We start from the raw sequence: 278 nt of genomic DNA on the forward strand, positions 1-278 counted from the left end.
CGTATGCTCAAACACACCGAAGATTTTTTTCGGCAGCTCCACTTTCTCAATGCCGTAATGATAGTATAAACCGGCTTGAGCGCCCCAGCAGATATGGAGGGTTGAAGTGACATTCGTTTTGCTCCATTCCATGATTTCCTTCAATTCTTCCCAGTAAGAAACATCTTCAAACGGCAGGTGCTCAATCGGAGCTCCGGTAATAATCATTCCGTCAAACCGTTTGTGGCGGATGCTGGAAAAATCCGTATAAAATTCATCCAGATGCTGCCTTGCCGTAT

General features: G+C 45.3%; 1 protein-coding gene. It reads right to left on the reverse strand.

Annotated features, from left to right (window positions below):
- A partial coding sequence (locus KVT31_RS29525; protein ID WP_217613725.1) for a homoserine O-acetyltransferase/O-succinyltransferase family protein occupies positions 1-278 on the reverse strand: 278 nt, incomplete at both ends.

Source organism: Bacillus sp. GbtcB14, from assembly GCF_019091205.1.
In the GTDB taxonomy this organism is placed as follows: Bacteria; Bacillota; Bacilli; order Bacillales; family Bacillaceae_G; genus Bacillus_A; species Bacillus_A cereus_AG.